General features: G+C 41.1%; 33 protein-coding genes. 28 read left to right on the top strand and 5 right to left on the bottom strand.

Annotated elements, in window-relative coordinates; genetic code table 11:
- The first annotated feature begins 15 nt into the window (after positions 1–15).
- A complete protein-coding gene (locus AC0VYJ_RS05835) occupies positions 16–753 on the top strand; it encodes an ABC transporter permease (RefSeq protein ID WP_430244593.1) in 738 nt (245 codons plus the stop codon).
- Positions 754–868: 115 nt separating this feature from the next.
- Positions 869–1,612, top strand: coding sequence for an SDR family NAD(P)-dependent oxidoreductase (locus AC0VYJ_RS05840; protein ID WP_430244590.1), 744 nt, complete (start codon positions 869–871; stop codon positions 1,610–1,612).
- Positions 1,613–1,646: 34 nt separating this feature from the next.
- Here AC0VYJ_RS05840 and AC0VYJ_RS05845 read toward each other — a convergent pair whose 3' ends face one another.
- Positions 1,647–2,042: a MerR family transcriptional regulator gene (locus AC0VYJ_RS05845; protein WP_430244587.1), complete on the bottom strand. Its 396-nt coding sequence runs from the start codon at positions 2,040–2,042 to the stop codon at positions 1,647–1,649.
- A 111-nt stretch (positions 2,043–2,153) separates the two neighbouring features.
- Here AC0VYJ_RS05845 and AC0VYJ_RS05850 point away from each other — a divergent pair, with 111 nt between their 5' ends.
- Positions 2,154–2,891, top strand: coding sequence for an SDR family oxidoreductase (locus AC0VYJ_RS05850; protein WP_475366809.1), 738 nt, complete (start codon positions 2,154–2,156; stop codon positions 2,889–2,891).
- 437 nt (positions 2,892–3,328) lie between these two features.
- The gene (locus AC0VYJ_RS05855; RefSeq protein ID WP_475366810.1) at positions 3,329–3,808 is read left to right on the top strand and encodes a site-2 protease family protein; all 480 of its coding nucleotides are present in this window, start codon (positions 3,329–3,331) and stop codon (positions 3,806–3,808) included.
- A 59-nt stretch (positions 3,809–3,867) separates the two neighbouring features.
- Here the strand turns inward: AC0VYJ_RS05855 and AC0VYJ_RS05860 are convergent, their stop codons facing one another.
- The 3 genes from AC0VYJ_RS05860 to AC0VYJ_RS05870 all read right to left on the bottom strand — a co-directional run bounded on the left by AC0VYJ_RS05860 (position 3,868) and on the right by AC0VYJ_RS05870 (position 7,654).
- The gene (locus tag AC0VYJ_RS05860; protein ID WP_430244579.1) at positions 3,868–4,218 is read right to left on the bottom strand and encodes a glyoxalase superfamily protein; all 351 of its coding nucleotides are present in this window, start codon (positions 4,216–4,218) and stop codon (positions 3,868–3,870) included.
- Positions 4,219–4,488: 270 nt separating this feature from the next.
- Positions 4,489–5,934 carry an alanine/glycine:cation symporter family protein gene (locus AC0VYJ_RS05865; RefSeq protein ID WP_475366811.1) on the bottom strand — a complete coding sequence of 482 codons (1,446 nt, stop codon included), beginning with the start codon at positions 5,932–5,934 and terminating at the stop codon, positions 4,489–4,491.
- A 253-nt stretch (positions 5,935–6,187) separates the two neighbouring features.
- Positions 6,188–7,654 carry a flavin monoamine oxidase family protein gene (locus tag AC0VYJ_RS05870; RefSeq protein ID WP_475366812.1) on the bottom strand — a complete coding sequence of 489 codons (1,467 nt, stop codon included), beginning with the start codon at positions 7,652–7,654 and terminating at the stop codon, positions 6,188–6,190.
- Positions 7,655–7,869: 215 nt separating this feature from the next.
- On the opposite strand from AC0VYJ_RS05870, the gene AC0VYJ_RS05875 reads away from it, so the two are divergent.
- The 7 genes from AC0VYJ_RS05875 (at position 7,870) to AC0VYJ_RS05905 (ending at position 14,663) form a co-directional block, all read left to right on the top strand.
- Positions 7,870–9,684 carry a sulfatase-like hydrolase/transferase gene (locus tag AC0VYJ_RS05875; protein ID WP_475366813.1) on the top strand — a complete coding sequence of 605 codons (1,815 nt, stop codon included), beginning with the start codon at positions 7,870–7,872 and terminating at the stop codon, positions 9,682–9,684.
- Positions 9,685–9,890: 206 nt separating this feature from the next.
- On the top strand, positions 9,891–10,730 hold the full coding sequence (locus AC0VYJ_RS05880; RefSeq protein WP_430244567.1) for an aldo/keto reductase: 840 nt from the start codon (positions 9,891–9,893) through the stop codon (positions 10,728–10,730).
- Between the two features lie 198 nt (positions 10,731–10,928).
- Positions 10,929–11,147, top strand: coding sequence for a DUF1659 domain-containing protein (locus tag AC0VYJ_RS05885; RefSeq protein ID WP_194220615.1), 219 nt, complete (start codon positions 10,929–10,931; stop codon positions 11,145–11,147).
- Positions 11,148–11,185: 38 nt separating this feature from the next.
- A complete protein-coding gene (locus AC0VYJ_RS05890; RefSeq protein ID WP_194220616.1) occupies positions 11,186–11,404 on the top strand; it encodes a DUF2922 domain-containing protein in 219 nt (72 codons plus the stop codon).
- A gap of 70 nt (positions 11,405–11,474) precedes the next feature.
- The gene (locus AC0VYJ_RS05895) at positions 11,475–11,636 is read left to right on the top strand and encodes a YvrJ family protein (RefSeq protein ID WP_226616646.1); all 162 of its coding nucleotides are present in this window, start codon (positions 11,475–11,477) and stop codon (positions 11,634–11,636) included.
- 205 nt (positions 11,637–11,841) lie between these two features.
- Positions 11,842–11,973, top strand: coding sequence for a hypothetical protein (locus AC0VYJ_RS05900; protein WP_273833864.1), 132 nt, complete (start codon positions 11,842–11,844; stop codon positions 11,971–11,973).
- 1,766 nt (positions 11,974–13,739) lie between these two features.
- Complete coding sequence (locus AC0VYJ_RS05905; protein WP_475366814.1) at positions 13,740–14,663, top strand: zinc-dependent metalloprotease; 924 nt, start codon at positions 13,740–13,742, stop codon at positions 14,661–14,663.
- A 102-nt stretch (positions 14,664–14,765) separates the two neighbouring features.
- On the opposite strand, the gene AC0VYJ_RS05910 is transcribed toward AC0VYJ_RS05905, so the two are convergent.
- Positions 14,766–15,665, bottom strand: a complete 900-nt coding sequence (locus AC0VYJ_RS05910) for an ArsR/SmtB family transcription factor (RefSeq protein ID WP_475366815.1) — start codon at positions 15,663–15,665, stop codon at positions 14,766–14,768.
- 147 nt (positions 15,666–15,812) lie between these two features.
- Here AC0VYJ_RS05910 and AC0VYJ_RS05915 point away from each other — a divergent pair, with 147 nt between their 5' ends.
- From AC0VYJ_RS05915 to AC0VYJ_RS05995, 17 genes are all read left to right on the top strand, one after another.
- On the top strand, positions 15,813–16,739 hold the full coding sequence (locus tag AC0VYJ_RS05915) for an alpha/beta hydrolase (protein WP_475366816.1): 927 nt from the start codon (positions 15,813–15,815) through the stop codon (positions 16,737–16,739).
- Positions 16,740–16,841: 102 nt separating this feature from the next.
- Positions 16,842–17,048 carry a hypothetical protein gene (locus tag AC0VYJ_RS05920; protein WP_475366817.1) on the top strand — a complete coding sequence of 69 codons (207 nt, stop codon included), beginning with the start codon at positions 16,842–16,844 and terminating at the stop codon, positions 17,046–17,048.
- Between the two features lie 104 nt (positions 17,049–17,152).
- A complete protein-coding gene (locus tag AC0VYJ_RS05925) occupies positions 17,153–17,323 on the top strand; it encodes a hypothetical protein (protein WP_475366818.1) in 171 nt (56 codons plus the stop codon).
- Entirely contained in the window at positions 17,304–17,558 is a 255-nt protein-coding gene (locus tag AC0VYJ_RS05930; protein ID WP_475366819.1) for a hypothetical protein, read from the top strand. Before AC0VYJ_RS05925 ends, AC0VYJ_RS05930 begins: the two co-directional genes overlap by 20 nt.
- Before the next feature lie 239 nt (positions 17,559–17,797).
- Positions 17,798–18,313 (top strand): DinB family protein, encoded by a 516-nt coding sequence (locus AC0VYJ_RS05935; RefSeq protein ID WP_430244550.1) that lies wholly within the window; start codon positions 17,798–17,800, stop codon positions 18,311–18,313.
- A 108-nt stretch (positions 18,314–18,421) separates the two neighbouring features.
- Positions 18,422–18,646: a hypothetical protein gene (locus AC0VYJ_RS05940; RefSeq protein WP_430244547.1), complete on the top strand. Its 225-nt coding sequence runs from the start codon at positions 18,422–18,424 to the stop codon at positions 18,644–18,646.
- Positions 18,647–18,680: 34 nt separating this feature from the next.
- Positions 18,681–18,848 carry a hypothetical protein gene (locus AC0VYJ_RS05945; protein WP_475366820.1) on the top strand — a complete coding sequence of 56 codons (168 nt, stop codon included), beginning with the start codon at positions 18,681–18,683 and terminating at the stop codon, positions 18,846–18,848.
- A gap of 14 nt (positions 18,849–18,862) precedes the next feature.
- Positions 18,863–19,237: a hypothetical protein gene (locus AC0VYJ_RS05950; RefSeq protein ID WP_475366821.1), complete on the top strand. Its 375-nt coding sequence runs from the start codon at positions 18,863–18,865 to the stop codon at positions 19,235–19,237.
- The gene (locus AC0VYJ_RS05955) at positions 19,234–19,566 is read left to right on the top strand and encodes a hypothetical protein (RefSeq protein WP_430244535.1); all 333 of its coding nucleotides are present in this window, start codon (positions 19,234–19,236) and stop codon (positions 19,564–19,566) included. Before AC0VYJ_RS05950 ends, AC0VYJ_RS05955 begins: the two co-directional genes overlap by 4 nt.
- 39 nt (positions 19,567–19,605) lie before the next feature.
- Positions 19,606–19,821: a hypothetical protein gene (locus tag AC0VYJ_RS05960; RefSeq protein WP_194220630.1), complete on the top strand. Its 216-nt coding sequence runs from the start codon at positions 19,606–19,608 to the stop codon at positions 19,819–19,821.
- A gap of 23 nt (positions 19,822–19,844) precedes the next feature.
- Positions 19,845–20,018 carry a hypothetical protein gene (locus AC0VYJ_RS05965; RefSeq protein ID WP_194220631.1) on the top strand — a complete coding sequence of 58 codons (174 nt, stop codon included), beginning with the start codon at positions 19,845–19,847 and terminating at the stop codon, positions 20,016–20,018.
- A 21-nt stretch (positions 20,019–20,039) separates the two neighbouring features.
- Positions 20,040–20,330: a hypothetical protein gene (locus tag AC0VYJ_RS05970; RefSeq protein ID WP_475366822.1), complete on the top strand. Its 291-nt coding sequence runs from the start codon at positions 20,040–20,042 to the stop codon at positions 20,328–20,330.
- 141 nt (positions 20,331–20,471) lie between these two features.
- The gene (locus AC0VYJ_RS05975; RefSeq protein WP_475366823.1) at positions 20,472–21,329 is read left to right on the top strand and encodes an SDR family oxidoreductase; all 858 of its coding nucleotides are present in this window, start codon (positions 20,472–20,474) and stop codon (positions 21,327–21,329) included.
- Positions 21,330–21,627: 298 nt separating this feature from the next.
- Positions 21,628–23,337 carry an ABC transporter ATP-binding protein gene (locus AC0VYJ_RS05980; protein ID WP_475366824.1) on the top strand — a complete coding sequence of 570 codons (1,710 nt, stop codon included), beginning with the start codon at positions 21,628–21,630 and terminating at the stop codon, positions 23,335–23,337.
- Positions 23,338–23,478: 141 nt separating this feature from the next.
- A complete protein-coding gene (locus AC0VYJ_RS05985; protein WP_475367463.1) occupies positions 23,479–24,690 on the top strand; it encodes a Bcr/CflA family efflux MFS transporter in 1,212 nt (403 codons plus the stop codon).
- A gap of 89 nt (positions 24,691–24,779) precedes the next feature.
- Entirely contained in the window at positions 24,780–25,259 is a 480-nt protein-coding gene (locus AC0VYJ_RS05990) for an RrF2 family transcriptional regulator (protein ID WP_475366825.1), read from the top strand.
- A 16-nt stretch (positions 25,260–25,275) separates the two neighbouring features.
- Entirely contained in the window at positions 25,276–25,662 is a 387-nt protein-coding gene (locus tag AC0VYJ_RS05995; RefSeq protein WP_475366826.1) for a nuclear transport factor 2 family protein, read from the top strand.
- Positions 25,663–25,717: the final 55 nt, after the last annotated feature.

Below are 25,717 nucleotides of genomic sequence, written 5' to 3' on the forward strand. Positions count from 1 at the left end.
AAAGGAGGAATGCTCATGTGGGCTATTGTTAGAACTGAACTAAAGAAGACAGTGCAGGATAAAGGGTTATGGTTTTGGACGTTTATCTTACCGATTGTGTTTATTGTGGCGTTTGTCGGCATCTTCTCTGGTAGCGGAAACTATAAAGAAGTGGTTACACAAATTATTCCAGGATATACGATCATGTTTGCTTTCTATATTATGATATCGATGGTCATCACTTTTGTTAAAGATAGGGAGAGGGGCATGGTTGCTCGAATTGCGAGTACGCCGATTTCGATCATCCATTATTTTATTGGAAAATGGATACCGTTCGTTATTATTGTCTTGATTCAGATTACGGTATTGTTCGGGTTTGGAATTCTTGTTTATGACCTTTCGTTAGGAGATCCGTTTGCCATCATTATTTTATCTCTCGCCCTTTCCTTCATCGTCACGTGTTGGGGAATGGCGATGGCCGTGCTAGTGAAAACGGAAAACATGGGGATTGCTCTCACGCAAATCATTGCACTCGGCGGAGCTTTGCTCGGAGGACTGTGGATGCCAGTTGAAACGATGCCAGAATTTATGCAGAACATCAGTAAAGGATTTCCCCAATACTGGGCGCTTGATGGGTATAAGGAAATCATTCTTCAGAACGGTGTAGTAAGCGATGTTTGGTTTAATCTGCTTATCCTGTTTCTAGCTGGTACCGTAGGCGCAGCTATCGCTTTCTCAGGCTATCCACGGTTTTTGAAAAATTCTCGAAGCTAACATAAAGCTATGGCGGGCGATTTTCGTTCTGTCGTAGCTTTTTCCATGTGCCTTTGTATGAATTGTAGAGTTATTTCGTGTAAACTTTAGTTAAAATGCTGAAGGAGAGAGAGAAATGCCAGAGTTGAACGGCGAAGTCATTTTAATTACAGGCGGTAATCGCGGGCAAGGAAAGGCCATTGCCGAGCATCTCGCTTCATTAGGAGCACGTGTTGTTATTGGAGCTCGTCAGTATGAAAGCGCAAAGGATGTGGCTAGTTCTATTGGGGAAAGCGCCTACCCTGTGCAATTAGATGTTACGAAGCAAGCGGATTGGGAAGCAGTGATGGATGAGATTGATGAGGAATTTGGGCGCTTAGACTCGCTCGTTAATAATGCCGGTATATTAAAAAGAAAACCATTTACCAACTTAACGATCGACGATTATCAGGAAATGGTTAACGTAAACCAGTTCGGAGTATTCCTTGGAATGCAGTCTGTCGTTCCTTTCATGGAAAAGCAGCAAAAAGGTTCAATCGTAAACAACGTTTCAATATCAGCTTTTGCTCCGATTGGGCAATCTACTGCCTATGCGGCCACAAAAGCAGCTGTTGTCGCTATGTCGAAAGCAGCGGCGATTGAGTTAGGCCCAAAAGGGATTCGGGTTAATATGATCCATCCCGGAGGCGTTGAGACGGAAATGGCTACCCAAGGGGAAGGGGTTCCTGATTTTTATCAGTCCATACCACTTGGTCGGATCGGTCAGCCGGTGGAAATTGCCAGAGCCGTCGCATTTTTTGCTTCGAACGAGAGCTCCTATTGTACAGGAACCGAAATGGTAATCGATGGGGGGATGACGCTCGGTTCTGCTGATGTATAAGGTTTTGTAGAGAGGGTTTTGATCCCTCTCTTTTTTAATGAATTTCACAGGCAATTGTCTGCAAATCCGTCGTAACATCGTCATATAGAGCGATTTTTTTTGAGATTCTTTTTAAATATTTTTGTTGCAGCTTCACTTCTTCTGCAACTTTTTGCTGATGATCGTGAAGAAGCTTTCTTCTTTCTTCTATCGTTTCCTCCCCTTGATGATAGAGATTTACATACCATTTAATTTCAGCGATAGACATATTCGTTGAGCGAAGAGCTAGGATAAAGTGAATCCATTCAAGGTTTTGATCATTGTATCTTCTTACACCTTTCTGATTTCGTTCAATGAAAGGTAAGATTTTTTCTTTTTCATAGTAGCGAAGGGCTGATGCGGTAATTCCGGTTTTCGATGTTATTTGCTTCATAGAGTAGTGATTATTCATTAGAACCTCCTGTCTCGAGCCAAATCATTTGTGTTAAACCGCACTTTAACCTATAGAGTGTGAAATATCAATTGTACTGATTGATGAATATAATGTATGGAGGTTCTACCAATGGCACAAGAGAAAGTTGTTATCATTACTGGAGCATCCAGTGGAATTGGTGAAGAAACGGCGAAGCTACTATCTGGAAAAGGTGCAAAGCTTGTTCTAGCTGCTCGTCGTGAAGAACGTTTGAAAGAGCTTAAGCAACAAATTGAAACGAGCGGTGGTGAAGCGATCTATCAGGTCACAGACGTGACGTCTTCTGAAGAGATGGAGTCATTAGCCAAATATGCGTATGATACATTTGGTAAGATTGATGTTATTGTGAATAACGCTGGTTTAATGCCACTCTCTCTCCTACACAAGAAAAAGTATGATGAGTGGGACAAAATGATTGATGTAAACATCAAGGGTGTACTTTACGGTATTGGGGCAGTTCTTCCTTATATGAGAGAGAAAAAGGAAGGGCATGTTATTAACATTTCATCCGTGGCTGGTCATGAGATTTCCCCAGGTAGCTCTGTATACAGTGCAACGAAATTTGCTGTAAGAGCCATTACGGAAGGGCTTAGAATGGAAGAATCCGTTGGAAATAACATTCGAGCAACGATTATTTCTCCAGGTGCAGTTAGCACTGAGCTAACTGAAACGATCACAGATGATGATGTGAAGTCCTCGATCGATGCAGTATATAGCGGTGCGATTAAAGCAGACAGCATTGCACGTACGATTGTGTTTGCAATTGAAGAGCCTGCTGAAGTAGCGATCAATGAAATCCTAGTTCGTCCTACTAATCAAGAGTGGTAAGGAAAGAAGGAGAAGCTGAATGTGGCTTCTCCTTTTTCCTTGCATTTTTTTAACTTGTGCCGTTACAATGGATAACTGAGACTGAAATAAAATGTTTGGTCTTTTAAAGCACGACTTTTACAGCAAACTCATCTCGGTGATGTGGTGCACAACTTGTATCTTCATACTCATGCTTAAATCACCAGGTTGAGCAATTTGATATACTGACAACCAAACTCAAAGAGAAACAAACATATATGTAAGGTAGCAATGATCTGGACAATTAGCATCAGACATAAGCCGAAAAGGAGAACGACTCCTTTTCGGCTTTTTTTATGCCTTAAAAACGAAGAGATGGTCAGTTTTGTGGAAGTCATTTTGAGCCAACATCATGTAAAAGCGTATTTGCAAGATTACTAAAATGGGCTAACATAGGCCGAAATTAATGGAGGTTATACATGTTTACGTTAAGCGACATCCCGATGTTTTTTGTGAATTTCTTTATTATTTTGCCAATCGTTACATTGGTCCACGAAGCTGGTCACGTACTAGTAGCGAGAATCTTTGGTGGGAGAATTAAATTTTGTATCGGAACTGGTAAGAAATTATTTGATATAGGGCCTCTAGAGGTCAGGAAGAAATATTTTATGGAAGGCTGGTGTCAATACGATAAGTTAACTTACAACCAAACATGGGCACACGTAGCCATTTATCTTGGTGGTAGCCTCTTTAACGTTTTACTCATACTGATTATTAATTATCTCATTCTCATAGAAGTGCTACCGAAAGCTCTCGTATTTAGACAGTTTGTTTACTTTTCTTTCTATTTTGTCTTTTTCTCTTTAATGCCTTATAAAAACGATGATGGAAAACCAAGTGATGGCATGGCGATCTACGATGTTATTCGCTATGGCAAAGCAGAAGATCCAATTGACTAACTAAAGGCGCGCCGACAGCGTTCGACAAGAAGCGGGAGGTGACAGGCACCCGCTCCGAGCTACTTCTCTTCATAGAACGTAATCCGGTTTAAGAAAGGATCGGTGACGGTCATTTCGATTGTTTTCCAGGGAGTGTGTTTCATGCCAGGGTTGGCATAGGCGTATTCTTTTTGAGTAAGGGTGTGATGATAGTCTTCGACGTTGGTTAATTTCACCCTTATTGAACTTCCTGGAGAAGCATCTCCATGGTGTTCTGTAAGGTGAATAAGGGCGTCATGGAAGGAAACCTGAATGTATTCGGGCATATTATCTTCGTATCGATGCCTCCAATCAACGTTGAAGCCGAGGAAATCTCGATAAAAGTCAGTGGCCTTTTCAGTATCAAAGATTCGGAAAATCGGTGTAATCATAAGTAGAAAGAACCTGCCTTTCTTCGTAGTTTACAACATATTCCATTATCTAAATAAGGTTATCCACCAAAATAACTGAGTGGGATGTCTAACCTTATTCTTATCATATAACGAATGAGGAACTATAAAAAGGGGATGTCAAAAAAAGGGTGAAGAAGTTATGAAAGCCTCCCTGTTGGGCAATCTTCAAATTTCTAACGAAAAGATAGTGATGGGCGCATAAGTAAAGAGCCCGGCTGAGTGTATACACCGGACTCTGAAATTTCGCTATTAACCTACTGCTTCTTCTTTTTTAGATTCCTCTTCATCTTCTTCCTCATCTTCGATCCAAGCATCTGCATCCTTGATGCCAAGCTTAGTTGGGTTGAAGTCTGGGTTTTTGCCTTGCTTGCGCTGATTTTCATAGTCTTTCAATACTTTGAATGCAATCTTACCTAGTAACCCGATTGCAATTAAGTTAATGACTGTCATCAATGCCATGAATAAATCGGCCATTTTCCAAACAAGACTTAAGCTAGAAACGGAACCAATAAGCACAAATGCCATCGTTGCGAGACGGAAAATAAATAGCGCAGGCTTGCTTTCTTTAATAAACTCAATGTTAGTTTCACCATAGTAGTAAGAGCCGATGATTGAGCTGAAAGCAAATAGAAAGATAGCTACTGAAATAAAGATGCCTGACCAACCGCCAACGTGGCTGTTTAGTGAGTTCTGAAGCAATTCAATACCCGTTACATCACCCGTTTGGAAAACAGGGGCAAGTAAGATGATAAACGCTGTTGACGAACAAACTAAGATTGTATCGACAAATACACCTAATGATTGAATCAAACCTTGTTTAGCCGGGTGTGAAGTCGTTGACGTAGCCGCTGCGTTCGGGGCACTACCCATACCAGCTTCGTTCGAGAATAGTCCTCGTTTCACACCGTTCATAATGGCTGCACCAATGGCCCCACCTAAAGCTTGTTCAAATCCGAATGCACTCTTAACAATTAAAGCAATAACTGACGGTAATTCAGCTACATTCATAATGAGAACAATCATCGCAATAACAATGTAAAGAATCGCCATAACAGGAACAATCACACTAGATAAATTCGCGATGCGATGAACGCCGCCGAAGATCACAAGACCTGTAATCGCTGTAATGATTAATCCGATCACAAGACGATTAATACCAAAGGCATTCTCAAATGCTAGTGAGATTGTGTTACTTTGTACTGAATTGAAGATTAGTCCGAAAGTAATCGCGATTAGAACGGCAAAGATAATGCCAAGCCATCTTGCTTTAAGTCCCTTTTCAATATAGTAAGCTGGTCCACCGCGAAACGCGTTTTTCCCTTTCACTTTATATACCTGAGCGAGTGTGCTTTCAATAAAGGCAGTCGCCCCACCTAGAAGTGCCACAATCCACATCCAGAAAACAGCACCAGGACCACCGAGCGTAATGGCCACTGCCACACCTGCTAAGTTACCTGTTCCAATACGCGTTGCTGCACCGACGCAAAATGACTTAAAAGGGGAGATGTTTTTGGAGTCATCTTTGTAATCGGGTTTTTCTCCTAATACGCGGAACATTTCTCCGAAAAATCGAAATTGAACAAATCGTGAAGCAACTGTAAAATAAATTCCGATTCCTAGTAATCCTGCAATTAATACATAACTCCATAGAATGTTATTTGAAAAATCAATAATACCGGATAGAAATTCAGCCATAGTTGTGTCGCTCCTCTAGTTGTTTGTTATTTTCTGAAAATTCAAATCTATTTTTAATTATACAGTAAATCGACAAATTATCAATAAATTCCGACAAATTACAACATTTATACAATATGTAGTAATCGTTACCAGTAACTTGGCTTGAAGGGGAAGTCTCCTTATTTATTAGGTTTATTAAAAGTACACAAAAAAACCGTTAAGAAGCCACCTGACTTATTTAAGGTGGTTCTTAACGGATGATCCATTAGGCTTACTCATCCATGTTCACTTCATAAGCTGCCCGCAGGCCAGATTCGATGGCGCCTTCCATCCAACCGTGAAAAGAGGATGTGTGCTCTCCGGCAAAATGGAGCTTTCCCTCAGGCTGCTTAATAATGTCACCGAGGTTGTTTTCTTGACCGGGGGTAAAAAGGGTGAAGCACCCAGCAGAGTAAGGGTTTTGACTCCAATTAAAAGGAACGACTTTGATGAATTCTGTGTACACTTCGTCGCCGTATATTTTGGCGAGGTCCTTTAGCAAGATACGCGTCAGTTCTTCATGCGGTAAACTTCCCCACAGAACAGCATCTTCTCCCCAGGAATAGCTTGCTAATAAGACAGCAGGTCCTTTTGAACCAATCCCTTCACTCGGCACATAACTAAATCTTGTCGGTAAATCCGCTATAGCATTTCCAACGTTGTTTTTCTCCCAAAAGCGATGACGAAATTCAATTCCAATTTTCACTGCAGGAACATTGACGAGTTCACGTATAGCCTGCCATTTTTTAAAGGAGACGGAGTTGTAGGGAACAATGTCAATAAATTGAAGAACGGAAAAAGGAACGGTAACGATAGCGAGATCGCCTTTCACCCGGTACCGTTCATTCGTTTCTGGATTGAGTGTTGTAACAGTAACGCCTCGCTTTGATTGTTTGATCTTAATTACTTTTTGATTAAGGTAGATTTGATTTTGCAACTCGTTTGCGAATGAGTAAGGTAGGCGATCATTGCCACCATCAATTTGAAAGAACTGAATTTCTTTACTGAAAATCGGATAGATGATGTCCGTTAGAATATCTGTGAAAGAAAACTCTGGAAAGCCTTCAATCCCAAGCATCACACCAATGTAACGAATGGCGTTAAGTGATAATGGTTTACCTAGTGGATTGTACTGGAGAAATTCGCCCATTGAATATTCTCCGTATTCCGCTACGAGCTTTTCTTGCTCTTCAGGTGTACTTTGCTTGTAAAGGTCGATGAAGGGCTTTGTTGCTTCAAGAAACAGAGCAGCAGCTGTCTTTCCTTTCTCGCTTTCTTCTACAGGAAACCTGAGAATATCGGGATTTTTTTCGTATTCCGCTCGCGTTGTTAGCACATTGTTCATGAAAATTAAGTCTTCTGGTGTGGCATTAATAAATGAATGAGTAGGGAGCTGAAAACGTCGGATGTATTCATGTGCAAGAGCATGATTATCTGGAATTCTCATTGCACCGGCGTCCATGTATTGTCCCGGTGTAAAGGGTTCTCGTAATGTATAAACCCTTCCCCCAATGCGATCATTCCCTTCTAAAATGGTCACATGATGTCCTTGTCTCTGTAGCAATGAACCTGCGACTAATCCGGACAGTCCAGCTCCAATTATGATGACGTGTTTTGGACTGCTTTTTCCCGGTAGACCATGTTGAATGAGAGACAGCAAGTCTTCTGGGTAGCGTAATGAAGAGAACGGTTGATCCATACTTTAGCCAAGCCTCCTCTTGAATGCTATGAATCCCTCTAATATTTTCCTTTCTTAATGTATGTGATAGAAAAATAGGTTATGAAAAATAGGGCATTCGTTGAAAGAATTAGGTGGATTGCGGCAAGACTGATCACTAAGAAGCACCGTTTACTGGGCGCTTACATAGACTACGGAATAGAGCGTTAAGGGTTATTTGAAGGAGGAACGGAATTATGAGGAAAGATCATTCGAAGCCTCGCACCTCTCTTTTTACAAAACGGTGTAAAAAGCCGAATTTTCTTATATTAATGGTGGATGAGCAACGCTATCCCTCTATTTATGAAAATGAGGATATAAAGAAGTGGAGCAAGGAAAATCTGTTGGTGCAAGAGTTGCTGCGAGAAAATGGATTCGAATTTAAAAATCACTACGCTGGAAGTACGGCTTGTTCACCAAGTAGAACGACATTATATACAGGACAGTATCCTTCTCTTCACGGAGTCACGCAAACGAGTGGTGCAGCAAAGACGCCGTTTGATCCAGATATGTTTTGGCTCGATCCCAATACTGTTCCAACAATGGGAGACTATTTGCGTAAAGCGGGATACCGTACGTACTGGAAAGGGAAATGGCACGCTTCTGAAGTGGATATTATTATTCCGGGGACAAACAATGCCCTACCAAGCTATACTTCTACGGGCGTGCCTGATAAAGAAAATGTTCAGGAGTACCTTGAAGCAAGTCGGTTAGATGGATTTGGCTTTAACGGATGGATTGGACCTGAACCACATGGTGCGAATCCTCGTAATTCCGGTTCATCGGCTGCCATCGGGGTCAGCGGACGAGACGTAGTGTATGCTGCTGAAGTGGTGGACTTAATTCAGTGCCTTGAGCAGGAAGAAAAAGAGGAAACGCCTCCGTGGATGATCATGAGCTCGTTCATTAATCCACATGATATTGCTCTCTTTGGCGTGATCGCTGAGCAACTTCCTCTTTATAACTTTGAAATCGATCCCTCTGTTCCGTTCATCCCTAAAGCTCCTACATCTTTAGAATCTCTTCACACAAAACCTCGTGCACAAAGGAGCTATCGCGACGTGTATCCTAAAGCCTTACAGCCTTTGATCGATACGCCTTTTTATAGAAAGCTCTATTATTCCCTACAGAAACAGGCAGATAACGAGATGATGAAAGTTTTTCAAGCGTTGAAAAAATCGATATTCTATGAAGATACGATTGTTCTATTCCTTTCAGACCACGGCGATCTCCTTGGCGCGCACGGAGAACTTTATCAAAAATGGTATAACATGTATGAGGAATCGATTCATGTTCCACTGATTATTCATAGTCCGTCTCTTTTCTCAGGTAAAGAGAGCACAACGATGCTAACGAGTCACGTGGACGTTCTGCCAACTATGTTAGGGCTTGCGGGAATCGATGAGGAAGAGGTTCAAGAGATGCTAAGTCTTGATCATACAGAAGTTCACCCTCTTGTTGGAAGAGACCTCACCCCATTATTGTCAGGTAGGAAACGATTTTATCGTGCTAATGAACCACTATACTTTATGACGGATGATGACGTGACGAGGGGTCCGAATCAAGTGACCGTAACTGGTGAGTCTTATGAGTCCGTTATTCAACCGAATCATATTGAAGCCGTTATTACTACGCTTCCTACTGGAAGCGATAAAAAGAAGGAAATCTGGAAATATGGAAGGTATTATGATAATCCGCAGTTTTGGAGTAACCCTGGAGTCTCGGACGTTACGGTCACTCAATCCGACCCTGTTCCACCAAATGCAGATGAACAGTTTTCGGAGTGCATCACGACAACGAAAACAACGCCGGTGCCAGATGAATTCGAATTGTATAACTTAACACTTGACCCGCTAGAGGAGAAAAACCTCGCTCACCCTGACTTTGAAACACCGAAATCAAAAGAAGTACAGAAAATCTTAAATCTCGTATTAGAAGAACAATGTCGCCAAAAACGCCTCTCCCCGTCGAGTGGAGCAGTACCGGGGATGCCGCCATGTGAGTTTACTTAAGAAAGAGCTTTAATGTTGCTATGTACTAGAAAACGAAGGAGGAAGAGCAAATGCTCTTCCTCCTTCGACATGAAACGCCAAATAACGGGTGGTGACAGGCACCCTCCACTTCTAAAATGCGTTTAACGTGATTTTCTCGATGAGAAGATTTAAAATTACATTTACGGGTAAACCAATGAATGGAGTATTGAAAGGAGTTAATTATAATGTCTGTTCAAACAAAAACACTAAACAACAATATTGAAATGCCGGAACTAGGTTACGGCGTATTTAGAGTAGAGGAAGGCCAAGAATTAGTCGAATCAGTGAAGACGGCTATTAAGAAAGGCTACCGCAGCATTGATACAGCAGCGATCTACGGCAACGAGGAAAGTGTAGGTCGCGGTGTGAATCAGGCGATTGAAGAAGGTCTCGTAACAAGAGATGAGCTCTTTATTACTTCGAAAGTATGGAACGACGGGCTATCTTACGATGAAACGATTCAAGCTTATGAAACAAGCCTATCTAAGCTAGGTCTTGAGTATTTAGATCTTTACCTCATTCACTGGCCAGGAGATAACAAATACCAGGAGCCTTGGAAAGCACTTGAGACGCTATACAAAGAAAAGCGTGTTCGTTCAATTGGTGTTAGTAACTTCCACGTGAATCATCTTGAAGATCTTCGTAAAAACTTCGAGATTACACCGGTGATTAACCAAATCGAATTCCACCCTCGTCTGACACAGCTAGAAGTCAGAACGTATTGCGAAGAGCACAACATTCAAGTGGAAGCATGGTCTCCGCTAATGGCTGGTGAGTTGTTAAACAATGAAACAATCTCAGGTATTGCTGAGAAGTACAACAAGTCTGTAGCGCAAGTCATTCTTCGCTGGGATCTGCAACATAACGTGATTACAATTCCAAAATCAATGAACGAGAAGCGCATCGAAGCGAACATCGATCTCTTTGATTTTGAACTCACTTCAGAGGAAATGAAGCAGCTTGATGCATTGAATGACAATGCTCGTAGCGGCCCACACCCTGATGAATTTGATTTTAAAATGTAATAGCGATGATAAAAGAAGGACCGCATTTTTGATGCGGTCCTTTTGTTTGGACGTATTCACAGATTCCTAATAGCATCTTTTAACGAAGCCGGTCCCATTGTGGGGTCGGCTTTTTCTCGTTCTAGAAAATTTTATTTCCTCCCAATGTCCCTTTTTCCACTTTCCAAACGATATATAAGGTGAAAGGAGGTGATCGACATGGCAACATCATCCCTCATGGATACGCAGCTTCGCATGGTTCTTGAAGTAGGCGTTGATGAAAACGGCAAATCCATTTTCCGCAGCAAGAATTTCAACAACGTGAAAACATCCGCTACGCCTGATGCGCTTTTTGCAGTCGCATTGGCACTAGCACCGCTTCAACAGCACAATTTGTTCGCGGTTGAGCGCAATGATTCATCTGATCTTCAATCGTAAGCCGTCACCAATAAAGGTAAGAAAGGAGGGAACCCCAAATGGCTAAAACACTAGAACTTCAATTCAACACGCGTGACAACAAACCGTTTTCCATCACTCTAAGTGATCCAGTCGAGCCCGTAAATCCAGCTGCAATCGCAGCGGCGATGGATACGCTTATTACGCAGAACTGTTTTACAACGAGCGGAGGCGATCTTGTTTCGAAAAAAGGCGCTCGCATCGTTGAACGTAATGAGAACGACATTATCATCGGTTAAGTAATTCAGAGGAAGGGCAATTGTCCTTCCTTTTTAGTAAGTCTATTAAACGAACGAGGAGGGGGAAGGAATGGAGTCCTGGATGTCTCTTATTAGCGATGTAGGCTTTCCCGTTGTGGTGACGCTTTATTTGCTGCACCGCATTGAACAGAAGCTCGATACACTCAACGATACGATTCTGCAGCTGCCAGATCACTTAAACGCTCGAAGTTCGAATCAACAGACAGGGTGATGTATTGCACAGGAGAGAAGGTGAATGCCTCTCTCCCATTTTTCCTATTACATAATGGCGCGACCCAACTCCATACAGAACAGCGGCTTCCCAATCTCTTTTTAAAATCCAGGGATGGTGAGGTTTCTTAAAGTGCGCCGCTGATCAGAACGTGGAACGCCTACCACACGTTCGAAAACAAAACTTGTCAGGTGAGCTGATGCCGATGCAGAAAATTCAGCGTTCTCAAAGATACACAGTTCCCGGTTTCTGTGGTGAGAAGCTATGGCGCGAACGGCCTTTAACGGTTCGGGTAGGTAACCAGGCGTACTACGGTACGGTAGCAGCGCGAAGATGACGCACATTGGGCTGGTTTAATGTGTAGAAAGCGCGCTGTTGAAGAAATTCAAGCGTTCAAATCGGGTGATACGGTGGAAACCTCAGAAGGTCTCAGTATACTTCAGTAGTAATGAGCGGCTACTTTTACAGCGCTGATGCTTCTTGTCGGCGCTGTAAAGGTAGTCATTCTCTGTCCAATGTTTCCTATCTGATCTAGTGCCTTCAGTGGTTGAAGAGCCTAAAAGATATGAAAGATAAATAGAGAAGAAAGGTGATAGGGAAGCAGGGGGAAGCGGATCAGAGTTTGACGTTAGGTGAAAAAAGAAAATGGCTACCTCTTATTTTGATAGCGGTGTATTAGTCGGTAATATTCATCAGCTGAAGTTCATTGCACTTATTTAGCATCAATTGGGAAGTATCATGGGCCAGGACGGGAATATCTTCATATAGATAGTGGGTTATGTACACATTGTGTTTATCATGGAGGTGTTTTCCGTAATTACCTATATTAATGAATGGTACATTTAAGAGTGTCTATATGTTTCATCTGTTTCGAGGGACGATTAAAATCTTACACTTGAGAGCAAAGGGATGGAAGAAGATTTTAGAGCAAACACATTATCAGTAATTCTAGTAGTTGTATCCAGGTTTTCCTGAATGACTTCTTACAAAAGTAGTTCTCGTTTGAGTATGATATTTACTTGAAAGTAGTTTGGAGGAAAGTTAGGAGGGGCAATGAAAATATGGATATAACCTTAAATAATGAAAGAAAGATCCCTTCTTTCGGAGGGATCTCTTTTCATTTCAGTACACTCGACAAAATCTATAACCATTCGAGTGGTTTTGGGTGGTGACAGGCACTATTCTCAAGGAGTTTAAATTGTTGTAATAATGGTTGCTGTAGCACCATCTTGTAATGCTTCTCCGCTACTATGTGTTACTCTTACTGATAAAAGATCACATTGATTAATTGATAAATTACCAATTGCGGTAGCACAGCAATTAGGTGTATTTGCATTATTTGGTCCCATAACTGTTGCGATTATTCCAGTAGGGGTAGAAGTGAATCCACAATCAGAACTTTTATAAATTTCAGCTGTTACACTTTCATTTGCAGTTAATATCTCATCACGAATACTAAAGACTAATCCAGTGATAAGACCGCTAAATGGAACGACTACAGTTGTTTCTTCAAAGTTAAGATCAGCTGTCCCAACTCCAATAAAGTGTCCGCTCGGTACTGTTTCTGCAGCTAAATAAATCGTGTTTAAGCTAGGCCCTGTAGGTCCAGGAGGCCCAGGAGGTCCAGGAGGTCCAGGAGGTCCAGGAGGTCCAGGAGGCCCAGGAGGACAGATGCATTTGCAACAGTGACACTTTCTACATTTACAATGTTTTTTATATGTTGAGCTCCCTTTGCATTCATGATTACAAATAAGGGAACAACATTTCGGGCATCTTATGCTATCTATTTTTAATCACCTCTTTCATTCATAGATGAAATAGTATATGAGTTTTTAGAGGGAAATGATATAAAGACAAGCTAAATTGGGGGGGAGTCATTCTAATTATTTTGCTTCATTTTCTGGAAATTGAGTGAACCTTTGAGATGAAAAAATGAATGATGATCCTCTTAATAAATGTCGGTGTTAAGTTTTTGTTAAGAAAAACCGTTCTTTTTTCCACTGGAAAATATCGGTTGATTTCTATCTATTGGCCCCCGCGAAGTGTCGAACCCATGTGATAGATTAGGAGATGTGTTAAAAATACTTCTCAGGGGGAACACGTATGAAACGTAAAGGACTTGTAGCATTGACGCTTGCATTATCAATCGCTATCGTACCAGTATTCGGGGAAACAAGTGCAAAAACAGCAGAGCTAGATTCACAGGGGTCAGAGGTTACGATCGGTCATGAACTTCCCAAAGCCAAAACAAAAGGGAAAGAGAAGTTTGATCGTCCAGCTGAAGTGGAGAGTTCTTCAGTAGCGGATGTTTTGGATGAAAAAGGTAAGAAAATAGGAGAAAAGAAAATCAAGAAAAATGCGGATGAAAAAGCAGACAAACTAGCAGACAAACAAAACAAAAAGAATACTAAAAAACAGGTTAATGAAGAAGGCGAATTGTGTATTCTATTATGCGGTAACGGAGGATCAACTGGAGGTTCAGGCGGAACCACAACACCAACTGCAACTGGCGCTAGCGTAGTGACCGTATTGATTGCTGCGGATGAAGAGTATCGTGCTGCACATAGCGACTGGCAAACGCTCACGCAAAACATTGTTGAGAACGCGGATAATGGGTTTACACGTAATCATAACATTGATTTTGAGATCAAAGCTCTTGGTGAGTGGACTTCTGAAGGGGCAAATGCATCTGAAATTCTTCAGGACATGGACAAGGACTGGAATGGAAATGGATACGACTTTGTAGTGGGCTTCACGAGAGATGCTAATTTCAACTCAGGCGGTATTGCTTATGTTTATCCGAACTCTCCTTATGGTAGTGCAGTATCAGTTAACCTCGATCAGGGCGCAACGAATACATGGCACGCGGCTCAGCACGAATTCTCTCATAACTATGGACTAAGTCACGATGCTCAAGGCAGTGGGATTAAATGCATTATGAACTATGACTATTCTTATAGTGTTGATTATTGGGACGAAGATCATGATAATTTAATAGAAGCACATAAAGGTTGGTATGGAAATTAATACATATCAGTAGCAATAGGTGAGAGCGCTCAAACGATTCGTTTGAGCGCTCTTTTCATTTAAAAGGCGTAGATTAGCCGAATTATCAGGTGGTGACAGGCACTATTTAAGAAACTGATCCACCTTCTTACGTAACTCTTCTGCGATTTCTATGTTTGTGCTGTAATAAAATGTGTTCCGCTTATCCCTGACGTGAATATTCAATAATCCAGCCCCTCTTAAAATGGAAAGATGATGATGGATATTCCCTTTCGCCATGCCAAATTCCGAAACGATATTGGTGAAAGTAGTGGGTTCGTGAGATAAAAATTTCATTATCTTCAATCGTTTTTCATCCCCGAGCGCTTTCGTTAAACGAAGAACTTCAGTTAGTTCATCTTTCGCATCTTTAATAGGATAAGTGATGTATAGCGTATCTTTCAAATGATCGATAAACGACATAGGTTGAAGGTGAATCGCAGGAATCAAACAAACGCTTTTCACACTAGGCGTTTCAATGATGTAACGACTAGCTTCCAAAATAACATCCTCTTGCGATTGATTCTTAAGCTTATGTTCCTTCTCTTTTGCGTCACGATTTAATCGATCAGAAATATCGCAATCTAGGAGTTGAAAATATTGCTCATTCCAGGCTTTTAACAACGTGAGTGATTGATCTCTTTGTGATGATAGATCAGCAGGAAGTGTTCGATCAACGTCTAATAAAGGAGCGATTCGTTCAAAAAGCTCACCGCCAGATAGATTTCCTAACCAATCAAAAAAGAGATCGATTTTGTCTTTGTATGGTGATTGTTCAATCAATAAAACTAATATGTCTTCAAAGAACATGTACTCTTTTGAAGCAATCAAAGAATGTAACTCAGGGGAAATGGACAATTCAATATCCTTAGGCCACTTTGCGCCAAGATCTAAATATTTCATTAACGTTTGTCTTTTATATAACGAAATGCTTAATAAGAGTTCATAAACAGGTGAAGAAAGCGTTCTAACTTGCAGTGTCATAGGTGCCCCTCCATATCTCTCTTTTTTTCATATCTTACCATACGTTGTTCTTAATTAGAATGATCAGAATATTAATCATCTATTCATTGACTTAATATATTAGTTCAATTAGTATTGAACTAATTAAGTTATTGGGAGGTTTTTACAATGAGGTTTGCTGATCTACAAAATCGGGTGATAGAACTTGCTGATAGTAAAGAAAACGAAGAAGCTTTGCGTGTTATGGAAGAAGCGAAAGAAATGTTTCCTCATAAAAGAGATCGGTTGGGTCATTGGAAAGCGAATATTTATGTAATGGAAGGAAAGCACGAAGAAGGTGTTGCTGAACTAAAAGAAGTTCTCAAACATGGACTGTGGTGGAACCCAGAAATTCTAACATCTGATCCAGAGTTGAGCCCCTTGCAAGCCTACCCAGAATTTAAGTCTATCGTAAGTCAATGTCATTCGATCTTTGAAAACACAAAAGCATCTGCACATGCGGAGTTAACCATTCAGGGGCATTCTGAAGCGGATACGGTCATTTTCCCTTTGCACTGGAAAGGCTCTAATGCAAAAGACTTTGCGGAGCAGTGGTCTGATGAGAAACTCGTCACCAAGTACTTGATGGGATTTCCTCAATCTTCTCAACTTTTCAGCTACCAATGTTATTCATGGGATGATGAAGCGGTTGCTTATAATGATGTAAAAAAGACGTATTATGAATTTACTAAACGTGTTGATGTGTCAGATAAAAAACGAATACTAGCCGGTGCATCTCAAGGAGGAAGTATCGCAACTCAAATGAGCTTAAGTAATGATATGGAAGAATTTAATTTATTTATTGCTGTTGCACCAGCTTTCGATCTCCATTCACTAAAAGAAATCTTGCAAAATCAGCTGAACCCTCATGCAAGAGGCTGCATCATTACAGGAGATCAAGATCCTTTCTATGAAAATGCATTGGAAGCTGCTCAACTTTTTGAAGCTTATCAGATCCCTTGCAAACTAATTGTAAATGAAGGAATCGGGCATGAATGGCCGAATGAATTTCCCAATGTGTTAGAAGAGGCGATTTGTTTTGTAACGAGGCAGTAAGGACGTTGCTCAAAAATGACTTATACAATTATTTTTTATATGGAAAATGAAATCGTACAAGTAGTATAGAAAGTCATTGATCATCGAAAAAGGAGTGGGGAGATGGAATCTAGAAAACATCTATTATCGGAACCTTATTGGATGATAAATACACTGGGTCTCATACTTTTTATACTTGTAGGTATGCTCTTAATTTTGAATGACAATCTCATTGCTTTCACGATCGTAGCAGTTTGCTATGGATTTGCTATGTTTATCGGTAACTCGTTGTATCGCTCATATCGAAAGCGAAAGCAAAATAATGCTTAAATGATTTTACGAGACTCATAGTGAAATTTCCATGAGCAGCTAGACAAGCCAGGGACAGGCATGGAATGAATTCTCTACTCTCACAAAAAGGTGTTTGTTACGTAATGAAAAAAAGCTGGATCATTTCCACTACGATCACCATCGCACTCATTTTTCTCTTAATGATTTCATCGTCTAAAAATATTCTAGAAGAATTAAAACTCGGACTAGATTTGCAGGGGGGATTTGAAGTTCTAGAACGAAAGGGCGAAATAAATGAAAAGCATAGCCTTTAAACCTATTATGATTCCATTAAGCATGATCGGAATTATCGCAATGATACTGTTCATCGGATTAATGTATTCTCTCTTTTCAATTAGTGAAGTATTCCTGTATGTGATTGCGATTGTGTTTCTATTCGTCGTGATAGGTGACATAAGGAAAGCATCGTCAAACGAAAAAGGATCACAGTTTCCACTAAAGTATATTTTGATCGGGATAGCCTTTTTACTAGTAAGCTTTCTCTCTTGATTTTGAGAGGAAGCTTTATTTCTATTTTTATAATGAAAAAAGATGAGATATTGCCCAACATGTAACTCCGTAATTAGTTCAAATGTCATGTGAATTTCTATGATTTGAGAGCAAATTCACTATAAAAGTATAGGTTTAGTTCACCGTTGAAAAGGAATAAAGAGTAGAAGATAGAAGCAATAGTTTGAGACGGTCGAGTGACGGACAGAAGTCACTTTAAGATAACAGGAGGAAATGCAATGAACGTACTAAAAGAGCAATATGATTTAGTTAAACACACGCGTAAAGTTCTCTTTCATTTCTGTGAGCAAATCAATCAGGAGGATTATTTAAAAGAAGTAGATGGATACGGATGGGGTTCGATTCGTAATTTACACGTTCATATCGCAGAGTGCTATGAAAGCTGGTTAGGTCGCTTTGCTTTGGAAATGCAAGAGCCAATCGTAGAAGTGAGCGATGTAACGGATGTAAATGAAATGAGAACCGTGTTTGAGCTTGTTGATCAGCTCGTCTATCGTTTTCTAGAAGAATACGACGAGCGATTTGATGAGAAAATAAGTCGCAAGGTATCATGGCAAGAAGAGGAAGAAGAGCTGTCTCCGCTATGGTTAATGACGCATACAATCACGCATGAGTTTCATCACAAAGGGCAGATCGTAACACTTGCTCGAGCTCTCGGTTACGAACCGACGGACACCGATCTCTTAACGCCATCTGACATCAACCGTTATTTGGACTATCCTGAGCAAGGATGATTTCTCATAAGGATAATAGAAGCGACGACTCGTAAAGGGCTATAGCCATTATGAGTCGTCGTTTTTTTATTTTTCTCAATGGAAATTACCTTAATAATGAGAAAATGAGTGAAACAGAATCATTGGAAAAATGGTAAAATTAAGGTGGGGATCGAGGGGGATGTTATGAAATTCATGTTGGCCGGCTTTTTAGGCTTATTCGGAATGATTTTACTTGGATTATCCTTTGAGAGTTTTGGCGAAGTGGGGAATATGTTACTCAAGTTTATTGCCATCATAAGTGTAGTGGCTAGTGTTCGTATTGCGATGAATAAAAAAAGTATGCGTAAGTAGCTATTTCATACTACTAGAGAGGCGGGGTTTTCCGATGGGAGATATTCTCTTTCAACTTGTAGCATTTCTTTTAATGTTTGGCGTTCTGGGTGGGATTGTCTTCATCGTTGTGAGTTTCAGAAAGAGAAACTCAAAGCTTGATCGATTAGAACATAAGGTTGATCAGCTGCTTGAGAAAGACAAATCTCAGTCTGATAGATAGAAAGGGAGAGGAGTATGGTTTGGGCAAAAGCGATAGAGGGTTTGTTCCTTTTTTCTATCACAACGTTATTGATCTATGATTATTTTCCAGATATGAGTTTACAAGAAACCTTTCCTTCATCCATTCTACTCCTGCTTATGTTTGGGACTGTTGTTGCATCGTTTCTTTTCAAACGCTTGAGAGAATATACAGTAAAAGAGTTATTTCAGTCTCAGCTGTTTATGATCGTCTATTTGCTGTTTCTACTAGCTGTTTTGAAATTAGCCGGGGGTGAATCGACTTTAGGCATTTCATTTAGTAATCTCGGTGTTTGGGCTATCGTCATCATCTCACTTCTTCAGTTAGTCGTTCTGTGGAAGAAGTTAAAAAGGGAGAGAGAATTTCAGTGAGCCGAATAGCTCAATTAAAAGTATTTTCATTGTTGTTGGTGTTATATAGCGTGATGTGTCTCATTCTATGTCCGATCCTATTCTTTAACGGCATGTTTCTGATGAATGATGGGGTGGTTTATAGTAAAGGTGTGGAGAGTAGCCTGCTGGTAAAACTTTATCTTTTATTAATGCTACCGAACGCTGCGATCCTGTTGGTTATTCATAAACGTTATGGTAAGTCACAGCAAATCCGTGTCATGAATCTTGTTTTCTTCATAGTTGTAACCTTAACATTCGGCTACTTTTCATTAAACTTTCCGTTTGATTACATTCAGCAGTTTGATTAATAAGCAATCAGTATGAAAAAGATCAATAGGAGGAGATCGATGAAAAGAGTTCAGATCATCATTGCGATTCCTTCCTGCTTTTTATTGTTATTCTCCCTTCTAACCAGCTATAAAGCGGGATTAATCATCGCGATGGCTGGTCTTTTTGTTGGGCTTATACTAAGGCAAGTTCGCCTGTGGAAATATCGAGCGATTCTCGACCATCCGAGTCGACGGTATAGTAGCGAGGAGAGCTTCGGTGATTCAGAAGAATAGAGCGTTCAGTTGGAGGTGTGAACATGAGTCAAGTGCAAGGAGTGATGTTGGGACTTGTCATAGGCATTGCGTTAGCGATTGGATTTGCCCTTGGGCAAGAGTGGACGGATAACACGGTTATCAGTATCGTCATCGCTTTAATCGCTGGACTCCTCGCTCGAGTAGTGGGGAAGAATTTGATCAAGAAAATGAAATAAGTGAACTTGGAGCGAAGGGAGATGGAAATGAAGGTAAATCATCAGGGGAAGAAACTCCGCAAAATAGTAATGGGACTCATTTATTCCGCTCTTTTCATTGGAGCTATTCAATTTTTGTTTGATTCCGATCCATTTAATGATTATATAGGCTGGGGTTTTTTACTAACGTTTTGGTTTATTCGATTGCTCCTTACTGGATTAAAAAACATAGTGGATGGTCAAAAAAATCTTGCGATGTTAAACATCGGTTTGTCTATTATTGCTGGTATCGCCGTCGCTGCCACATGGATAACTTATTTCTTCGGTATTTAGACTATAGCAACTATTGTCTAATCCATTTTTACTCTTTTTGATTTGGATTCGCTTACAAAAGTTTACACTTTTTCCTTCCGTGGTATTTCATTAAAACAGCATAAAAAACTCACTTAATGAAGAGAGAAGGAGAGAGATCACGTGAACAATCAAAATGGACAACCAAAACAAACGCAGCCTGAACAGCCTGGTATTGAATCTGAAATGACGCCAATGCCGGATCAACCCCATGATTACATAGGCAGTCACAAATTGGATCAAAAAGTAGCGCTCATTACTGGCGGTGACAGTGGAATCGGTCGCGCGGTTGCGATTGCTTATGCGAAAGAAGGTGCGAACGTTGCGATTAACTATCTTGAGAAGGAACAGAGCGATGCCGATGAGACGAAGAAGTTTGTTGAGAAGGAAGGCGTCAAATGTCTGTTGATTCCGGGGGATGTCTCGGAAGAAAAAGAATGCAAGGATTTAATCGATAAGACGCTCGATCACTTTGGTAAGCTTGATATTCTCGTCAATAACGCGGCGATTCAGTATCCAACGGAAAGCATTGAAGACATTTCCTACGAGCAGTGGGATCAAACGTTTAAAACAAATGTTTATTCTGTTTTTAACATGACGAAGTACGCAGTGCCACACTTGCAAAAAGGAAGCTCGATTATTAACACGACTTCCATTAATCCTTATACAGGAAATAAGGTGTTAATTGACTATACGTCAACAAAAGGTGCGATCGTGGCGTTCACGCGCAGTATGGCTGCGAACCTTGTAGACAAAGGCATCCGTGTGAATATGGTGGCACCAGGGCCGATCTGGACACCGCTCATTCCATCTACATTTGACGAAGATTCCGTTGCAGAATTCGGAACGGATAATCCGATGGGACGCCCAGGTCAGCCGTCTGAACTGTTCGGTCCATACGTTTTACTAGCATCTGATGACGGTTCTTACATGACAGGCCAGTGCATTCACGTAAACGGTGGGGACTATATGTCCTCCTAATGCGTGTAGACGGCCCGGCGTTAGGCCGGAAGCTCCGTTTATTGGCCAAAAATGAAATATATTGGCCAAACTGAGATTATATTGGCCAAATTCGAGATATATTGGCTAAAATCACAATTTATTGGCCAAACCGCCTTTACTAAGAAAAGCCGCACACTCATGGATCAGCATTCATGAGTATGCGGCTTTTTTAAGCGAATAAAAGATTGTATTCAGTCTGTTAAAACTCTATAATTGATAATGGATCTCAATTGTGAAAAGTTTCATTGATTCGATCATGTTATAGGGAGGTTTTTCTTTGCTCAAACGCTTCTTTTCTTATTACCGGCCATACAAATGGCTATTTATTCTTGATTTCGTATCAGCCATCATCGTCGGAGTGTTGGAGCTTGCTTTTCCACTTGCGGTGAACCAGGTAATCGATCGGTTACTTCCTGAGGGGAATTGGGGCATCATTCTTCTCGCGTGTGCAGGATTGCTCCTCATTTACTTAATAAATACAGGCCTGCATTTTATCGTCACCTACTGGGGACATAAGCTCGGGATTAACATTGAAACAGATATGCGTCAGAAGCTGTTTACGCATATGCAAAAGCTATCATTTGGTTACTATGATAATAGTAAAACGGGTCACAGCATCTCAAGACTTACAAAAGATCTCGAAGAAATTGGCGAGGTAGCACATCACGGCCCAGAGGATGTATTTGTGGCGCTTATGACGCTGCTTGGTTCATTTGGATTAATGCTGATGATTAACTGGAAGCTTGCCGTTCTTTCCTTTATCGTTATTCCACTTCTTATTATTCTAGCCATCTACTTTAATAAAAAGATGACGAAAACGTTCAGGCGCATGTTTCAAGATGTCGCTGAAATTAATTCCCGTGTAGAAGATAGCATCGGAGGGATTCGCGTCGTTCAGGCATTCGCGAATGAACACCATGAACAGGAGAAGTTCCGTCAAAACAATGAGAGCTACCGTTCAACTAAGCTTCAATCGTATAAAATCATGGCGCAGAACGTCATGTCGAACTATTTGTTAATGAGAGTCGTTACGCTATTTACGCTGCTGTTCGGTACCTTTTTCGTTATATCAGGGGAGCTCACGTATGGTGAATTCGTTGCGTTTATTTTATTATCAAATATTCTCATCGGACCGATTCAGAAAATTAATGCCGTTATTGAAAGCTATCCGAAAGGGATCGCTGGGTTTAAGCGTTATACCGAAATCATTGATACTGATCCAGACATTCAGGATTCGGAAGATGCGATTGAAATGGCGCTTAGCGGAGAGATTCGCTATCAAGATGTTTCATTTGGCTATGAGGGCTATGCGCCTGTATTAAATCAAATCAACTTATCTATAAAGCCGGGTGAGACGGTGGCGTTTGTTGGCCCGTCTGGAGCTGGCAAAACAACGCTTTGTAGTTTGCTGCCTCGCTTTTATGAAATACAGGGTGGTTCGATAACGATTAATGGCATTGATGTAAAAGAACTAAAGCTATCCTCTCTCAGAAGTCAGATTGGAATCGTGCAGCAGGATGTGTTCCTGTTCTCAGGAACGTTTCGCGAGAACATCGCTTATGGAAATCTTTTAGCTGGAGATGAAGAAATTCTAGAAGCAGCGCGGAAAGCAAAGCTAGATGAGTTTATTTATAGTCAGCCGGACGGATTGGATACGGTGATTGGTGAAAGAGGTGTGAAGCTTTCTGGTGGTCAGAAACAGAGGCTTGCGATCGCGCGCATGTTCTTGAAAAATCCACCGATTCTTATTTTAGATGAAGCGACTTCTGCCCTCGACACGGAAACGGAAGTAGCGATTCAAAAGTCACTGGAAGAACTAACGGAAGGGCGCACGACGCTTGTGATTGCCCATCGACTTGCAACAATTAAGAATGCTGATCGGATTATGGTTGTGACGAAAGATGGGATTGCCGAGCAAGGAAACCATGCGGAGCTTATCGAATCCAGCGGTATATACAGCCGACTTCATAAAGCCCAGTTTGGATGATGAATGACACGATTCCTATGATACGTAGGAATCGTTTTTCTTTTCCAAATCGGGGTCTTATCAATTGTAATGAAAATGCTCGTTTGCTAAAATCTATTGGACGACTAACTGATGCATAGTGCAAGAAAGGTGTTAACATTCATGCTTCAAAACCCAACAGGAAAAGAACGGTTTGGTCTCGCGTTATTGCTTGGGATGCTCGGAATATTAGGTCCGCTTAATATTGATATGTACCTACCGAGTTTTCCAGGAATTGCGAGTGATTTAAATGCGAGCGCTTCGCTTGTTCAGCTTAGTTTAACGACCTGTCTGATCGGATTAGCGGTTGGACAAATTGTCGTTGGACCCTACAGTGATGGACAGGGGCGACGCAAGCCGTTGCTCATTTTTATTTTCTTATTTGCGGTCGCTTCGATTCTATGTGCCGTGGCACCGAACATCATAACACTAGTCATTGCCCGGTTTATTCAGGGCTTTACAGCTTCAGCGGGAGTTGTGCTCTCACGTGCTGTCGTTCGTGATGTTTTTAGCGGGAGAGAATTAACAAAATTCTTCGCTCTTCTTATGGTTATCAATGCGACAGCGCCAATGATCGCGCCCATTGCGGGAGGGGCGATTTTACTATTGCCGTTTGCGACTTGGAACACGATCTTCTATTTCCTTGGAATTCTTGGACTCATTATCGTGACGGTTATCGGTTTCCGACTACCAGAAACGTTACCGCCTGAGAAACGGCTGCCAAGCACGGTGAAGCAATCAGTGCGAACGATGGGAAGTCTGCTTAAGGACCGCTCCTTTATCGGATATGCGTTAACGATTGGATTTGTTCACGGTGGTAGCTTTGCATACGTATCTGGCACTCCATTCGTTTATCAAGGTATTTATAACGTTTCACCTCAAGCCTTCAGTATTCTGTTTGGAATTAACGGACTTGCGATTATTTCTGGGAGCTTCATGATTGGCAGGTTAAGTGCTTATTTTCATGAAAGAAGTCTTCTTCGTACGGCGGTTATTACAGCAGTCACGGCTTCATCGTTTCTTCTTCTCATGACGATTATTGAAGGGCCACTTGCAACGCTCGTCATCCCGATCTTTATTTACATGACAGCTATGGGAATGGTACTTACAAGTACTTTCACGCTTGCGATGGAAAAGCAGGGCCACCGCGCCGGAAGTGCAAGTGCGGTATTAGGCATGCTGCCGCTGTTATTCGGTTCGATGGTGTCACCGCTTGTTGGAATTGATGAATCAACTGCGGTTCCAATGGGAGCGATTTTGTTCACAACGTCTTCAATTGGTGCGATCATCTTTTTTACACTTACGAAAAAAAATCAAGTTCAAGCGACTTCCTAATCGGAGTCGTTTTTTCTTGCTTTTTTATTGTGGAAATTATATAGTGTATAAAGTAGATAAAGATTATCCAGTTTAAGAGAGGTGTTTCTATGCAAATGAAAACAGGTGTGGAGCAGGGCGTTTATGCCATCCTCATGCTGACGTTTTTACCGGAGAAAGCAGTTCTACCTGGAGAGGTGATTAGCTCTCAACTTGGTGGGTCTCCCACTTACTTTCAGAAAATATTAAGGCATCTCGTTAATGCGGACTTGATTGCATCAGTGCCAGGTAAAAAGGGTGGTTTCAAGCTTAAACAAAAAGCGAGTGATATTCGAATCTATGATGTTTACCTTGCGATCGAAGGAAAGCAATCGCTGTATTCGTCGACGGGACTTTTTCAAGATTTGCTGAACATAAAGGAAAAAGAGGTTGATCTGCTATCGAATTTAATGGATGAAGCAGAAGGTTCCTGGCAGTCTATTTTAAAAAGGGAAACGATTGGGTCGCTTCATGAGGAAATCATGAAAAAGTGTCCCCCTGAAAGTCTTGAACAATTACGAGCTTCGATTTACGAGAAAATGGTTTTATAAACAAGGAGGAGCAATAATGGAAAATCTAAATAAATATTTTGATCTTTTTGATCAATCGAGAACGAGTGACAAAGCAATGGAAGAATTAAACGGACTTTTCTCAGATGATATGGTGTTCGTGTTAAATGGCCAAAAAAAAGAAGGGATTGAGAATTGGAAGCTCTTTATGGAGCGCGTGTTTAGAAATAATAGTGATATTAAACACATGTATGAGGGATGGAAAAAGGTCGAGGGAAGCGATTTGTATGAAACTCCATGGGCTGTTTGTGGCAAGCTCTCCACAGGAAAGGTTTACACTCAGACCGGGAAAGACATCGCGAAATTAAATGAAAACGGGCAGATCACGTATTTAGAGAATGTTCCCGATCAAAAAGATATGTTTCAATCGTATAAAGAGTTATAAAAGTGGAACATGCGTGTGACGCGGGTTTGGTTATATCTTGTCTAGTACTATGTGA

The sequence above is a fragment of the Anaerobacillus sp. 63XJN7_5_ISO-PGPR-S23-430 genome (assembly GCF_056173695.1).